The organism is Nostoc sp. NMS4, from assembly GCF_017115095.1.
In the GTDB taxonomy this organism is placed as follows: domain Bacteria; phylum Cyanobacteriota; class Cyanobacteriia; order Cyanobacteriales; family Nostocaceae; genus Nostoc.
In genome coordinates, this window is the sequence record NZ_JABXKI010000273.1 from 1 (window position 1) to 14,480 (window position 14,480).

A 14,480-nucleotide genomic window follows, 5' to 3' on the forward strand; every position below is an offset into this window, starting at 1 on the left:
TATTTTCAATCGACTCTACATTTATATTATGCAGCTTAAATGCCGATTAGCTTATTCTCGTAAAGTTCACCAGTAAATCGTTAGCTGTAATTGAACTGTCAATAGTGATTGAAGCTAGAAAACGACCCTCAAAACCTTTTGGTCGCCAAGCAATCACTCAACATTTACAGTCAGCAATGGTGCGGCGTTCTGCAAATTCGGCAATTTTTTTAAGTTATTCCCGTGAGGGATTAGCACAGGAAATCGGTGATTGGGCAGAGGGAGTTTCTGAGTCAGGTTATTGGATTGCAACAACTCATCCATTTTTAATCATTGCTATCCGCTTTTTGGTGATCCAGCAAAGGTTAAATAAATTGCGTAGCTTTGAATCAGAACTGGATGTGACTGCTGTTGAACAACAGATTCAGCAGATCCGCACAGCTTTAGGACGAATCAGAACTATCAAAAAATCCCTGACGGAAGTTGGTAAGGGCGTGGCTGTGATTAAAGTTGAGGCAGATGCGCTAAATGCAGATATTCAATCAGCGCTGAAATCAATTGAGCAAACCCTGAGTTTCGTTCCAACTGAAAGTATCGGCAAGCAGTATCACAAAAATATATAATTTTTCGTTACTAATAAAAGTACGTATAGCATTACTCAATGGCTAACCAATCTTTCTCTATCGCTTAAAAACTCTGGAATTACTACAACATCTACCCTGATGACTGCGTTAGCTAGAGAGAGGCGATCGCTTGATGGTGTAAAGTTTGGCTTGTCAAGTGCGATCGATCGCATCCTTAAAAACGAGTCAAGCTGTAATTACTGTGTCTTATAAAGTTATAGTACGCTGACTCCTATTACCGGATTATCAATTAAACTCTTCCTCGTAATCGTTCTTGCTCTCTATCGCTTCTCTGGTTAATCTGGAGTCTCATGCGATTGTATAAATTAACTTGAGGAGCGGAATGGCTAATGGAAGCTACTAAGGCATAACGTTGCATTTCGATTTCATCTGGATTTGCCCATTTACGGTTACAATTAACAACTAGAATCATGGGTAAATTATTATATTTTATGGCTCTGGGCGTTATTTCTACTTGTCCCCTTTGCACTGTTGCTTTCTTCCGAAGGGTGGAAGTTGGAGACAAGTTACAAACGATATTAGATCCTTTGTGTTTTTTCTTCAAGATGTCCAGTGAGATTTCGGCAAATTTATCAGGTACATCTGTTTTGCTAGCATCTACATAAGCATTCACGATACTTTCGCGATCAATTCCCTTGAAAAGGTTGAATTCCATCGTGACTCCTAAATATGAGTCTCCACGAGTGGGACGAGTTGGTGGATCAAATGCCAAGGTGATTGATAGTATGCGAGTACCTTCTACTTCAAAAAATTCAGGCGGTAATTGGGGAATTTCATAAATATGAAACTTACCTACTGGAATTAAGATATTGTCCTCTGATAGAACAACGTAATTCTCAGCAGAATACATTGCACGTTCCAAATCACTCTGCCCATAGCCATAGATTGCTAACTGGTTCTCGATTTGCTTTGTATTTTGACTCTGAGATTGTTTACTATTACATTGAAATTCAGGCGGAATTTCCTTCGGAAGAACCGCAGAGTTGACAATAAGCGCCCGAATTAGATTAGAACTAGCTTTTGGATATTTTGTAAAAAGTTGAGCAGCAAGGTTAGCAACACGAGGAGCCGCAAAGCTCGTACCACTACAGATGTGAAATAAAGAACTGTTGAAATCTTTGGATAGAGTTACAACAGAAACACCAGCTACACTATCTGGCAATACATTGACTTTAGGTAGACCTAAATTTTCTCGATAACTGAGGTCTAACACTAAATCTCCACCAAAGTCCACAACATCAGGCTTAATCATTCCATCTACGCCAAAGCCAGTTCTGGTAAATGGAGAAGGGTATCCTGATAAATTTGCGATCGCCTGACGACGAACATCAGAAGGTTCTGTAATACTACCTCGGCCAAATGATAAAGAACCTACGGTTAATGCAATTGCTGAAGTTGCTGGGTCGATAATTCGAGCGCTCTTGTTCAGCAGATAATTTGGGTACTCAGTCCGTAGTTGCTCATTTGACTGTGCCTCTTCATAAAAAGCATTACCGGCTGAAATTACAAACACAATGTTTTTATCTTGGTATTGATAAGCAATTTCATCTATTTTGGCGGCTAGCCGAAACTGCTTTAGACCATCTCGGTAAATTTGTTCATCATTACCTAGCGAGATATTGATGACTTTGCAGTTGGGATAGTGTTCAACAAAAGCACGAATGGCTTCATGAAGTTGAGTTTCTACGAGAATATCTTCATCATATTTGCCATTCTCATCTGTTACACGAGCAGAAAATAGCCAAGCCGTTGGCTCAAATGAAAGCTGTTTAATGCAGTTCTCAATATTTCCATAGATAGCAATTCCAGCGACACTTGTGCCATGTCCATGTACATCGTCAGGGCCACCTTGTATGACTTCCCGTTTCGCATCTGGGAATACTTCAGCCTCACCCAGTACCGGAGCAATCAATGGATGACCACGCAGTACGCCAGAGTCGATCACAAGAATGCCGCAATTGTCTTCAGGTGGAGGAACAACTTCGGGAAAACTAGAAATGGGCAGATTGTAATCACCTGTTCTCTCAAATCCAGGTTGGGGAGGGCGATCAATTTCCTTGACCATTTCCTCTAGCAGCAATAGTTCTAAAACTTCATGAGTGACTTTAATCCGAGCAATACATAGATATTCACCTATATATTTATCACTCATTCTCATAGGAGCAGTACCACTGGACAATTCCTCTAACACTTGGGCAATCTTGTCCAAGTAATTTTGCATTTCTTTGCGATCGCCTGTGTGCCAAAGTTCTAAATCTAAAGCGGCAACTTCACCAGCTTCTACACGCTTTATATCTAACAGATGACCAATGCGATCTTCTGGTTCGAGGGGAACTAGCTCATCGATTGCCCCTAAGTATTCATATTTTGGCCCATCTTTGATCTGACTATAATTTTCTAACCGCTTCTTGAATTCTGCTAGCTCATTGTCGGATGAGAAGACAACAATAGCTTTATTGGGTTCGCGTGCTAAAACATTTAGTCCTATTTGAGTTACCAAATTGTCTGAAAAAGTGTGTTTTTCAGCAACTTTGATCTTAAAAATCAATTTTGGGTCAAGACGGAAAGGGCTAATCTTTTGCTTAACAGGCTCAATAAGGCTAGAAATTTGACCTAATAGCTGCTTACCGTGTTCACTGACATCAGTACGTTTCGTACCACCAAAACCACCACCAGTAGCTCGTCGAGGTAATTCAATGTTTATTATTCTCGGTAATCTCAGGTGTTCAAACTGATTCCCCATTGTGATTCGACGTAAATAATTATTTGGAGTTTGCTATTATACTTTGCCTTTCTAAAAAACGCCCTATCGCAACCTCTAAATCATCAGCAGTCAAGGTACGTTCACCCCGTAAAATTACGGCTTTAATCGCATCAGAGCATATACGCTCAATATCTGCTCCAGTAGCATTCTCAAGTCGATCAGCAAACGTAGACAGATCAATAGCAGTATAACGGATAGCAGATAAGTAACGATTCAAAAGAACTGTCCGCAGTTCAACCGATGGATTATCAAAGAAAATAACTTCATCAAATCGTCGCCAAACAGCACTGTCTAGAAGTTTTTCGTGATTGGTGGCCGCGACAAATATGCTCTGATTGGTTGCATTATCGATGAGTTGTAGCAAACTATTGACTAACCGTTTAACTTCACCATGTTCATTTAAGTTATCGCGATCGCGGGCGATCGCATCAAACTCATCAAACAAAACAAGCCATTCTCCCTTTTCGATGTAAGTAAAAATTTTCTGAAGATTGGTTGCAGTTTCACCTAAGTAAGAAGAGAATACTGCTGTTAGGTTCACGTAAACCAGCGGCAGCCCCAGTGCGCTGGAGAGAACTTTTGCGGTTTGAGTTTTGCCACAGCCAGGTGGGCCACAGAATAGTAATTTGTTTTTGGGCTTGAGATTATAGGCTGCGAGTATGTCTTGCTTACGGTTTTCGAGGACGATTTCTTGCAGGGTATCAAAAATTTTTTCACTGAGGACAATGTGATCCCATGTCAGATCGAATTGTTTTACCTCAAGTAAGGCAAGCCCAGTATCCTTATCTTTAGGGGGTTCAGAAAACTGGTTCCAGGGAGCCTGGTTAGCAGCTAGGGGCTTGCTGTATCCATTGCCATTTTGGAGCAGCTTTTCCAAATCTCTAGCAAGCAGGATGTGGTTTTTATTCTTTTCTTCTTCAATAAGTTCCATAGCGGCAGCCAAAAACTCTTCTCTCTCATTGCGAGAGAAGCTTCTGAAGAGTTTTCTGAGAATTTCGCCACGTGCCATACTTTAGAACCGGAATTGGATATTTTATGTACCCTAATTTATTGTAGTAAATTTGTACTATTAAATAAAGGTTGGAAATGCAAAAGGCTATATATACTAGCACTGAAATATTACACCTGACAGAAATCATTCCTCAAGCTCTCTAATTAAGGCAGCTTTTTCTACGAGATTGCCTGCTTATTTTTGCTCCATCTTCTTTCTAGTTCACATTGCTTTCATAAGCAATGTATGCGACAAGCTGCTATGCGTCTACGCCTCATTCACCTTGCTCTTCATTTCAAGAGGCAAAGGGGGATCATGGGTGACTGACATTTGGAACAATGGTATTAGGCTTACAAGTTTGGCAGTCAATAATGCTTTTGACACTGTGCCATATCAGGAAACGTCATAAAACACCTTTGACACCAACCATCTACCCACAGTGCTGGAACCTTAAACCTAGCCCCACAGTTGGGACATTCTGAAAGCAAGCTTAACTTGTGGCGATCGCATCCCAGTGTCACCTTCAACTGCCACTCAATCTTGTGACAAGGCGACTCGGTATAACAAGCAGCACATAATCGAATAGGCTCCATTTTCATCCCCATACCAGGAGGTGGTAACATCTGCACTAACCTATCGACATCAACTCCGACTACAACAGCCAATGCTTCCAACTGCTGCCGAGAAGGAGGAGGATTAAACCGAAACTTTTCCCAACGCGCGATCGCACCCCCAAGTCCTGTGGCTTTACCTAACCCAGTAGGCGTTAAATCATTTGCGCGTCGAAAACGCCCTAAAAAGTGACTCAAACTTTCTCCCTGTAAAGGTTCTATTTGAAACAGCCAAGGTTGAATTTCTACAACTTCCATTACTTGTATTCTGCCGCAACTTCCTTCAGCGTCTCCAAATCAACTTTCTGTAATCCTTTCTTTAACGCCCGAATTGCTGATTCTCTCAAAATCATATCTAGCAAACCAATATAACCCCTCGTTGCCTCACCTAAAGTATTTAGCATCGTCTCGCTGTAAAGATTAGAAGCAACTGGCAGTTTTAAAATTTGTTTTTCCCAAATCTCCACAGTTCGCTGAAAATCTTCACCAGAAGACTTACCAAACCGATGACAGGCACGAAAACGATTGTAAACCTGTTCATCACGCTTAATAACTGCATCCAGGCGATCTGTTCCTACTAAGACAACAGATATTTCTAATTCTTCACCAATGTCCCGTACATCTCTAAACGTATTTGGTTTTAAGCGATCGGCTTCATCAATAATTAACGTCTCTACACCACAGGTTTTCATAACGCGTCTAGTTCGCTCTCGAATTTCGGCAACTGTTCCCTTTGTCATTTGATATTTCAAATGCTCAATGATTAACCTGAACAAATCCTTAGAACTACAGTCTGGATCAGCCTGGATGTAAGCAACAGGAACTATTGGGGGTTTACCCATCTGTTGTATTGGCTTATGTCTCAACCTGTAAGCATTGCAGGCCATAGTTTTACCTGTACGTGACTCTCCGATAATTCGACAACATTGACGAGCTTGACGCTTACTCTCTAGCCATTCATGCAGAATTTGCACTTGTTCTAATGGCACAAAACTTTTACGGTTTAATCGTTGAATTTCTGCTTGTAAATTGGCATCATTTTTGGGAATATCACCCAATTGTTGGGCAATTTCTTGGGCTTGTTTTGAAGTCATTCTCTACCACCCGTAATCTTCACGCATTTGTTCGTAATCAAATACCTCTGGCATCTGGTATTCTGTATCACCGTCAACAGATGCCACTTCAATTTCTTCCACTGGTTCAACAGGCACAGGTTTTTTAGCCTTTTCAACTACAGCTTGTTCTGCTTTTTGACGTTCTTTTTTAGTTTTCTTTTGAGTTTGGAATGTTTCGCGTTCCCGAACTTCTGCCAAAATTGACCGATTGCTCACAGCTTTACCCGCTTCCCGCACTTTACGGCTGCTAGCTTTTGCCTCATCTAAAGATAGTTCTTCTGTCTCCAAATCTTGAGCGTAAGCACGAGCAATAAATACCTCTTTATCCCCTTCTATGCTATAAACCAAAATCGTTGTGATGTCTCTGGGGTCATATCGCAATACTACGCTTTCTCCCGCATAACCCGCTAAATATTCACCCCGGTACATCAAGTTTTCAAATTGCAAATATCCCCCGCGTTGAATTTGCCGCCGTGCTTGCTTCATTAAGCAAATATCCAAATCCCTCTCGGAAAGTAAATCGAGGGAAGAAATTAAACCAGATTCCCAGCGTTGAAATCTTGTCTGGTCGCCCATTCGAGCATCAAGTCGCTGGTTATAGTTATCAACGATGTAACGCACCAACATTTGCTCTAACTGCCGCAACGTTAAGCAAGCTTCTTTTTCCGCTTCCTCTGGTCGCTCTTGAACGTTTGAACCTGTATATCCCTGTAAAGTTGAGAATAATTCTGTATTTAGAGTTTTAAACGGACGCTCAACACTACCACCTTCAGATGGGCGAAGCTCTTTCAGAGCCGCTTCGCTAACGCGCAAATGACAAACAAACCCTAACTGCACTCCTATTTGCTGTAAATGGTTAGAACGAAAATCTTTACCCCCATCCGTATAAAAGTGTTGCGGCAAACCAGAAGTACCCCATTCTTCATTAAGTCCATATTCTGAACCATATTGCTTGGGCAAAATTGCATGACGCAGCGCTAAAGCCACAACTTGAGAACTTGGTGCATCGTAGCCCAAGTTAATCCCCATAATGCAGCGCGAATAGCTATCAATAACCGTTGTTAACCAAGGACGACTAAGAATTTTGCCATGCTGATCTACTAATAAAACATCAACAAGGGTGTGGTCGCACTGCCAAACTTGGTTACTATGTTCTATTTGTAAATCTTTCCCATCACGGGTTTTCACTGATAAGCGGGAACCACGCCAACCCGGACTGCGAATACTTTTAGCTTGCTCAATTTTATCTATTAACGGTTGCAAAATTCGGTAAACCGTCATGTGGGAAGGAGGTTTAACTCCCAGTTCGTCTGCTCTTGCCTTCACTCTAATAAATACCTGCTGGCGAGTCATTCTTTTACTTCCCTTATTACCCTCCTTATAAGTTTTCAATACAAACTCTTGCCAGTCTTCATCAACTCGATGTTTCCCTTTATCCATCCGTTGATTTTGTACTAGGCCAACCAAACCTTCCTGTTCCCATTTATCTACCAGCCGTCGCACTGTACGTACTGATTTACCAAGCTTTTCTGCCGCTTCCTTGAGCTTTTGAGTATATGTAGTGCGTTGGCGCAGCCCGCCGTAGGCATCGCTATTTTCTAAAAGATTTTGAATCACCTCCATTTTCAGCAAAGCTTCATCTGAAAGTTTAGAAACTATAACGTTTGCTTCAGCAAGATCGTTGTTAACATCTGCGGAGCTTGCCCAAGTCGTAGAGGTTGTAGAAGATTCTGCATTTTCCATACAGTGTTTTATCAAAACATAGTTGTATTATACTATCAAATTGACAAATAATTTGTTAATTTATGAAAAGTTATGATTTTTCCAGGTTTTTGGGAAGTGACAATTAAATTGTGAAATATCTGGTATTTGACATCTAATTAGTGAATATCGGCTTAGAGGGGTATAACTGTCTTAAATAGGAAAAACCCTGACATAATCCTTGCTATGTCAGGGTTTTAGGTATTTAGAATATTTTGACAATATTTTGTTAAATTGACAAATAATTAGTGAATGTACATAATTTTCTCTCAGTTTAGATGATGAATTAGAAAAAAACAGGAGATTAGAGGCATTAAATAAAAGTAAATATAGTTTACTTAAAAATGAAGATTCCGTGAAGTACCCCTTTTTGCTTCGCTGAAAAAGGAGCTTACAATTTCAACTACAACAACGACGGTTTTATTCGTCTTTTGGGTTTCCCGTCTCATCCGCCGTTGCCTCTACTAGCCATCTAGCTTTTGGTCTTACACAGCGTCCACAGGCAGCCCCCCGCCTACCGCAGGGAGTTTGATTTTTGTTTCGTACAACACCGCTTGGATTCACGACAATAGTCAACCAGCTAACAGTATTCCTTCCCCAATCTCTGATGTTGCTGCGGCAAGTCTGACTACTTTGAAGTTAGCCTTTATGTTCCATGCAGTTGGGCGGGTCATCGACCATTTATATATTATCATAAATAGACATACGCTGTATGTCTATTTATGAAAAGTGGAAGATTGAATTTAAGGATATCTGAGAGGAGATTAGAAAAACTCAAAATCTATGCACAAAGCAAAGAAAAAACAGTTACGCAGTTGGTTGAAGACTGGATCGACAGGTTGCCTAGTCCCAAGATTGACGACTCCTTATCCACCTCACTCCCTAATCAATCTGACGATTGATATCAGTCGGGGGTGGAATCGTCGCCGTCCGCTCCCTATCCCCACCTTATGAGTACATTAAAGGTGGGGATTTCCGCGACACGTTAAATGAAAAGCAAATGGTGAGCCAGCGCGGTCTTGGGGGTTTCCCCCATGAGCGACTGGCGTTAGCGAGGAACGAGCGTCACCCGTAAGGGTCAAACTTGGGTCAATTTTGTAGAACCATGTCAAGATTTAGTCACGGATTTAATGAAATTAAGTCCCAATAAACGCAAGTATTATGAACGGGGTCTCAGGGCTATGAAGCTTATTTTATCAGTATCATAGCCTTTTTTGTCGCCCCGTCAGGTTTCAAACCTGATTTTTTTAATTACGTTAGCGTAGAGAGGCGTAGCCCATTACGAATCACGAATTACGAACTTGTACTGAGCGTACCCCTGCGGGGAAGCAAGCTACGCGTAGCGTCTCGTAGAGAAGTATTACGAATTACGAATTAGTTACGGGTTTAACCTGACTTAGCAAACTGTGCAGTTTTTCGCCTTCAATGACTTCTGTTTCTAACAATTGAGTAGCGATCGCTTCTAGCAAGTCTCGATTCTGTCTGAGAATCTCTAGGGCTTGTTCGTGGGCTGTTTCCACGATTTCCTTCACTTCGCTATCAATCGCTTTCGACGTTTCTTCACTCACTGCCCGCCGGGGATTAGCACCACCATTACCCAAGAACATTGCTTGTTGTCCTTGTTGATAAGCCAATGGCCCTAAGACTTTACTCATGCCATAAGCTGTTACCATCCGTTCTGCCAAGTCAGTTGCTCGTTGCAAATCGTTGGAAGCACCTGTGGTAATACTGTTAAACACCACCTCTTCGGCGGAACGTCCACCCAACAGAGTTGCAATCTGACCCCGCAATTCTGCTTCATTCATCAAAAAGCGGTCTTCAGTTGGTAACTGTAGAGTGTAGCCCAAAGCAGCCATCCCACGAGGGATAATCGAAATCTTTTCTACGCGACCATTTCCGGTTGTGAGCGCCCCGACCATTGCGTGACCAACTTCATGGTATGCAACAATCTTTTTCTCAGTCTCGTTCATCACGCGACTCTTTTTCTCTAAACCGGCAACTACTCGCTCAATTGCTTCGGCAAAGTCTTCTTGAGCAACCCTTTCACGGAAATTGCGCGCTGCTAATAATGCGGCTTCGTTCACCAAATTAGCCAAATCTGCGCCAGCAAAACCAGGGGTACGAGTAGCGATCGCTCTTAAATCTACATCATCTCCTAATTTTACCTTTTGAGCGTGAATCTTGAGAATTGCTTCACGACCAGATAAATCGGGACGGTCTACCAATACTTGACGGTCAAAGCGGCCTGGACGCAGCAATGCAGGGTCTAGTGTTTCAGGGCGGTTGGTAGCTGCTAACACAATCACCGTTGCATCCCCAGCCGCAAATCCGTCCATCTCAGTTAGTAATTGGTTGAGGGTTTGTTCTCGCTCATCGTTACCGCCGTAGAAGCCGTTACCACTACGAGACTTACCAATCGCATCTAATTCATCAATGAATATAATACAGGGAGCTTGTTTTTTAGCCTGTTCAAACAAATCCCGCACTCTAGAAGAACCCACACCGACAAACAATTCTACAAACTCGGAACCAGAAATACTGAAAAATGGAACTCCTGCTTCTCCTGCTACGGCTTTCGCTAACAGTGTCTTACCAGTACCAGGAGGGCCAACTAACAGCACACCTTTGGGAATCCTCGCGCCAATTTGCGTAAATCTTGCCGGAGTCTTCAGGAAATCGACAATTTCCACTAACTCAGTTTTTGCTTCTTCTACCCCGGCCACATCTGCAAAGGTGATTTTAGCAGATTCGCCTTCAACGTAAACCTTAGCTTTGCTCTTACCAATAGAGAGAGCGCCTTGAGGCCCACCGCCGCCGCCACCACGGGCGAGAAAGAACTGCCAAATACCAATAAAAATTAGTGGTGGAATTACCCAACTCAAGAGCGTTGTAAACCAAGTATTTTTAGGTGGCGGTGTAGCAGCGAACTCAACTCCCTTTTCTTCTAGCAGTTTGGGTAACTCTAAATCAAAGATGGGTGTAGTTGCAAATACCGACGGCGATTCGGCATTTTCTGCTTTTAATTGGTAAAGGATCTGGTTTTGACCAACGGAAACGCGGCTGACTTCCCCTTCCTGTACTTGATGAATAAATAAGCTATAAGGAACACCTGTAGGGCCAGAAGCAAATAAACCAGGCAAAAATAAATTTAGGAGCAGGAATAGTCCTGATACTGCCAGTAATATATTAGCAACGATCCGAAACCGAGGTGACTTAGGCTGTTCTTTAATTCCCATAGATGTTACTAATCCTTAAATAACGAAAACTAAATTGGACGTTAGAAGTGCTGAGTGCTGTTAGCGGTAGCGGGCGTTTAGCCCGTGCTGAGTGCTGAGTTAAGAGGCAGAAGTTCTTTAATTTTGAATCGCCTCTCATAATTTCTCCTCTTTAGCAATGTTTGCAGCATTTTTTTATTTATTTATGTAACTAAACTTAACAATTTAATTAATCTTTGGGAACTAACGAGCAAATACGGTTTACCGTACTCAAACAGTATGCAGAGATTGGGAGACGCAAAATATATGCGGTTACTTCTATGCTATTAATGTCCATCATTAGACCAATGGGGGCGATCGCTAGATAATTTAATCACACCGTAAGAGCGGCCAACCTGCCATAAAATAGAATTTTCATAACTCGTTCCTGGCTGATCGATACTAACTATAGTTCCATTAGCGTTTTTGATCTTTAAGGTTCCTGGCCAGGTAATTTCCCAATCAATTGCTAATCTTTGGGTATGACGAGAGGTAAGAACAGGTCGAAAAGCAATATTGTAAGCAGACACCATTTCTTTAGCAGCTTGGACAGAACCAGCATTGGTGTAATGCAGCCAATTAATATCTACATTCGGCATAGGTGGAACATCTTTGGCAGCAATTTCACCATTACTAATACGGAAAGCATAGTGCATTAAATAAGCCCGTTCTGAGGGGCGAAAAACCGAAGATATATTGATATTAGCTCCGGCATTTTTTAAGGCTTGCTCAAAAGCTTGGACTTTTTGACGGAAGGGAGAAGCTAAATCATCAATTAAGTCGCTGTCTGGGAAAAAATTAACCCAGGCTTTTCCACTCAGTCGTTGTCTTAATCTTTTGGCGTATTCAGTTATGTTGTCTAAAGCCAACTCCAAATCAATGCCAAGTTTGGTTTTTGTTGTATTAGAAAGCTGTTTAGCTAACTCGGCTCGAAAATTGATGTCTCTGATTTTATAAGTTTCAGCTAGTCCTTTTGTACTGTTGAGGCCAAAGTCACCATCAGCTACTAACGGCGGATTCAAACGAGCGATCGCTGTTAGACTTTGTTGTAAGTCTTTGACCTCATTTTCTCCAAAGTTAAGATAGGTTAAGAATTTTTTACCGGCATCGGTATAAATTGCAAAGTAAATTGCAAAACCTTGCTCTAGGGCTTTTTTATAAGTAGCATTATCGACAATTCCCGTTACTGTTAAAGCGTTACTAGTCTGATATTCACGAGTTGCTTGAGCTGTAATATTCCCAAAATCCCCATCAACAGCAGCAATGGGAAAGTCATAATCTAAAAGGAATTTCTGCCAAGCAGTTACAATCAGCCCTTCGGATTTTTTCTGGAGAGTAGGAAGTTGCAAAGCTTGAAGTTTAAAGCTCATAGTTTTTATGGAATGAAACAATTGTTTTTAGCTAATTTCTCTGTGACTCGATACACTCAGATCCCCGACTTATCAAAGAAGTCAGGGATCTTATTGTTCACAAATGATTTAGGACTGGTATAGATAGTGAAACCGAAACGGCTATTAAAAAATCTCTGGCTATGATTACCAAAAATTATACAACCATAGCGTAGGCAAAGCCCGCCGTAGGCATCGCACATCGCCCTATATTATAGATATCTCTATCTTTTTGTCATTTCTGTGATATCTTGCGGTCAGTCGCTACGCCTAATATGTTAATTAAATTCATCCTATCAGGTGAGTCTAATGGGTGAGGTATAAGAAATACAAAGTATTGTACCTTGAGGCTATAAAGGGTTATTTTACACACCATTTTATCGGCTCAAAATTAGGAAGTAGATAATGACTGTAAACCAAATTATTGGAGATTCAAAAAATTAGACTTTTGCAAACTTGTCCAAGCATTTCTTTGCCTGGATGATGGCTTCAAATAGCAGCAAACATGATAAAATTGTCAGCGACCACAAACGTTCTCTTTTTGATAATCTCCAAGGTAAAGTGTTAGAAATTAGCCCCGGAACAGGGACTAACTTGCCCTACTATCCTAAAGACATCCACTGGATAGGAATCGAGCCAAATCTACATAGGCATTCCTCTCTGCGAAAACAAGCAGAAAAACTGGGTTTAAACATCGACCTCCGCATTGGTAATGCTGAATGGTTAGATGCCGAAGATAACAGTATAGATACTGTTGTTAGTACATTGGTTTTGTGTTCAGTGCCGAATATAGATTATACATTACAGGCAATTTTAAGAGTACTTAAACCAGGTGGACGCTTCTTATTTATTGAACACGTCGCTGCACCTCAAGGAAGTTTATTACGACAAATACAAAACACAATTAGTCCAATTTGGAAAGTCATAGGTGATGGTTGTCATCCAGATCGAGAAACTTGGGCAGCATTAGGAAATGCTGGTTTTAGTAGCATCAATTATGAGCGTTTTGATGCACAATTGCCGATTGTTAGTCCTCATATTATCGGTGTAGCGACAAAGTGATAAGCTGTTTCACATTTAACTTGCATATATTGGGCGGGCGAGACGGCATTGGTGTCAAGTTAAAGCCTCAGCCCAGATGTAAAGCGACCTTGAGGCATTGCGCCGATGTCGTTGAGGAATGGCCTTGACCAAGCCTATAGAACGCTGATGTTCAACCAACCAAGGAATCAGTTGTAATTGTAAATTGTGCGATCGTGCGCGATGGAAAAAATACAAGCTGCGAAAGACCATTTCCACCGAAATACGTTCTAATACCATTTCACTAAAAGGATGATACATATAGTTAAATAGGAATAAAAAGGAAATAGTCCCTAATGTGTAAGGTTGTGAAAATAGAAATAAAAGAAACGGCTGAGGAGTTACATCAGCTACTGAAGCAACAAAAAACGGCATCAGGTAAAGAAAGAGTTCAAACCTTATATTTATTGTCAACGCGGCAATAGATGTATCGTATAAAGTAGTACATGATACAGTGCATTATCAAATGAAAGCGAAGTTAAAAGTCCCCAGACCAGTGGGGATAAAACATCAAGCAGAAGCGGAAGAAGAGTTTAAAAAAAACTGCCAGAATACCTTTGTGCTATTAAAAAACATTTAATAGCACCACTAGACCAATCTCGAAAAACCCGATATTGGTGTGGGGATGAAAGCCGTTTAGGATTAAAAACTGTACCAGGTAGATTAATTACTCTTAAAGGTGTGAAACCTGTGGGAGTTAGCCAATGGAAAAGAGATAATGGTATTACAGCGACAGTCTCAAAGTCTGAAAAAGCCACCCATGAGTTTTTTTGAGCTTCTAGAATTTCTCAGTAGAGAAGCACCAAGATTTACAAGCAGTATTAAATCTCAAACTTCATAGCCTAATGTTGACTGCTAATGTTACATCTAGTATCGTTGAGCGGGGAAAAACC

Annotated in this window: 12 protein-coding genes; 4 read left to right on the plus strand and 8 right to left on the minus strand. The window is 41.2% G+C overall.

All coding sequences use genetic code 11. The features are described from left to right. Positions 1–104: 104 nt before the first annotated feature. A complete protein-coding gene (locus tag HWQ37_RS25355) occupies positions 105–602 on the plus strand; it encodes a hypothetical protein (protein ID WP_292752505.1) in 498 nt (165 codons plus the stop codon). Positions 603–852: 250 nt separating this feature from the next. Here the strand turns inward: HWQ37_RS25355 and HWQ37_RS25360 are convergent, their stop codons facing one another. The 5 genes from HWQ37_RS25360 to HWQ37_RS25380 all read right to left on the minus strand — a co-directional run bounded on the left by HWQ37_RS25360 (position 853) and on the right by HWQ37_RS25380 (position 7,847). Then, positions 853–3,366 (minus strand): S8 family peptidase, encoded by a 2,514-nt coding sequence (locus HWQ37_RS25360; RefSeq protein ID WP_292752507.1) that lies wholly within the window; start codon positions 3,364–3,366, stop codon positions 853–855. A gap of 19 nt (positions 3,367–3,385) precedes the next feature. Continuing rightward, entirely contained in the window at positions 3,386–4,396 is a 1,011-nt protein-coding gene (locus tag HWQ37_RS25365; RefSeq protein WP_292752509.1) for an AAA family ATPase, read from the minus strand. Positions 4,397–4,743: 347 nt separating this feature from the next. Then, positions 4,744–5,247 carry a TniQ family protein gene (locus HWQ37_RS25370; protein WP_292752510.1) on the minus strand — a complete coding sequence of 168 codons (504 nt, stop codon included), beginning with the start codon at positions 5,245–5,247 and terminating at the stop codon, positions 4,744–4,746. Beyond that, positions 5,247–6,083, minus strand: a complete 837-nt coding sequence (locus tag HWQ37_RS25375; protein ID WP_292752512.1) for a TniB family NTP-binding protein — start codon at positions 6,081–6,083, stop codon at positions 5,247–5,249. Before HWQ37_RS25375 ends, HWQ37_RS25370 begins: the two co-directional genes overlap by 1 nt. Before the next feature lie 3 nt (positions 6,084–6,086). Next, positions 6,087–7,847 carry a Mu transposase C-terminal domain-containing protein gene (locus tag HWQ37_RS25380; protein ID WP_292752514.1) on the minus strand — a complete coding sequence of 587 codons (1,761 nt, stop codon included), beginning with the start codon at positions 7,845–7,847 and terminating at the stop codon, positions 6,087–6,089. A gap of 740 nt (positions 7,848–8,587) precedes the next feature. Between HWQ37_RS25380 and HWQ37_RS25385 the strand changes: the two genes are divergently transcribed. Then, on the plus strand, positions 8,588–8,767 hold the full coding sequence (locus HWQ37_RS25385) for a DUF6364 family protein (RefSeq protein WP_292752516.1): 180 nt from the start codon (positions 8,588–8,590) through the stop codon (positions 8,765–8,767). A gap of 465 nt (positions 8,768–9,232) precedes the next feature. Here HWQ37_RS25385 and ftsH4 read toward each other — a convergent pair whose 3' ends face one another. Both ftsH4 and HWQ37_RS25395 read right to left on the minus strand, forming a co-directional pair. Further along, complete coding sequence (gene ftsH4 / locus HWQ37_RS25390; RefSeq protein WP_292752518.1) at positions 9,233–11,101, minus strand: ATP-dependent zinc metalloprotease FtsH4; 1,869 nt, start codon at positions 11,099–11,101, stop codon at positions 9,233–9,235. A gap of 305 nt (positions 11,102–11,406) precedes the next feature. Further along, on the minus strand, positions 11,407–12,489 hold the full coding sequence (locus HWQ37_RS25395) for a peptidoglycan-binding domain-containing protein (RefSeq protein WP_292752519.1): 1,083 nt from the start codon (positions 12,487–12,489) through the stop codon (positions 11,407–11,409). A gap of 474 nt (positions 12,490–12,963) precedes the next feature. On the opposite strand from HWQ37_RS25395, the gene HWQ37_RS25400 reads away from it, so the two are divergent. Continuing rightward, positions 12,964–13,569 carry a class I SAM-dependent methyltransferase gene (locus tag HWQ37_RS25400; protein WP_292752521.1) on the plus strand — a complete coding sequence of 202 codons (606 nt, stop codon included), beginning with the start codon at positions 12,964–12,966 and terminating at the stop codon, positions 13,567–13,569. A 54-nt stretch (positions 13,570–13,623) separates the two neighbouring features. Here the strand turns inward: HWQ37_RS25400 and HWQ37_RS25405 are convergent, their stop codons facing one another. Continuing rightward, entirely contained in the window at positions 13,624–13,962 is a 339-nt protein-coding gene (locus HWQ37_RS25405; RefSeq protein WP_292752523.1) for a hypothetical protein, read from the minus strand. Between the two features lie 343 nt (positions 13,963–14,305). Between HWQ37_RS25405 and HWQ37_RS34910 the strand changes: the two genes are divergently transcribed. Then, a complete protein-coding gene (locus tag HWQ37_RS34910; protein ID WP_465249719.1) occupies positions 14,306–14,428 on the plus strand; it encodes a hypothetical protein in 123 nt (40 codons plus the stop codon). Positions 14,429–14,480 lie beyond the last annotated feature (52 nt).

What these genes read in the sequence shown, in the direction of transcription:
- HWQ37_RS25395 (WP_292752519.1), bottom strand. Translation starts at nt 12,489, where the DNA reads ATGAGCTTTAAACTTCAAGCTTTGCAACTTCCTACTCTCCAGAAAAAA.
- HWQ37_RS25365 (WP_292752509.1), bottom strand. Translation starts at nt 4,396, where the DNA reads ATGGCACGTGGCGAAATTCTCAGAAAACTCTTCAGAAGCTTCTCTCGC.
- HWQ37_RS34910 (WP_465249719.1), top strand. Translation starts at nt 14,306, where the DNA reads ATGGTATTACAGCGACAGTCTCAAAGTCTGAAAAAGCCACCCATGAGT.
- HWQ37_RS25380 (WP_292752514.1), bottom strand. Translation starts at nt 7,847, where the DNA reads ATGGAAAATGCAGAATCTTCTACAACCTCTACGACTTGGGCAAGCTCC.
- ftsH4 (WP_292752518.1), bottom strand. Translation starts at nt 11,101, where the DNA reads ATGGGAATTAAAGAACAGCCTAAGTCACCTCGGTTTCGGATCGTTGCT.
- HWQ37_RS25405 (WP_292752523.1), bottom strand. Translation starts at nt 13,962, where the DNA reads ATGCCGTTTTTTGTTGCTTCAGTAGCTGATGTAACTCCTCAGCCGTTT.
- HWQ37_RS25360 (WP_292752507.1), bottom strand. Translation starts at nt 3,366, where the DNA reads ATGGGGAATCAGTTTGAACACCTGAGATTACCGAGAATAATAAACATT.
- HWQ37_RS25375 (WP_292752512.1), bottom strand. Translation starts at nt 6,083, where the DNA reads ATGACTTCAAAACAAGCCCAAGAAATTGCCCAACAATTGGGTGATATT.
- HWQ37_RS25370 (WP_292752510.1), bottom strand. Translation starts at nt 5,247, where the DNA reads ATGGAAGTTGTAGAAATTCAACCTTGGCTGTTTCAAATAGAACCTTTA.
- HWQ37_RS25385 (WP_292752516.1), top strand. Translation starts at nt 8,588, where the DNA reads ATGAAAAGTGGAAGATTGAATTTAAGGATATCTGAGAGGAGATTAGAA.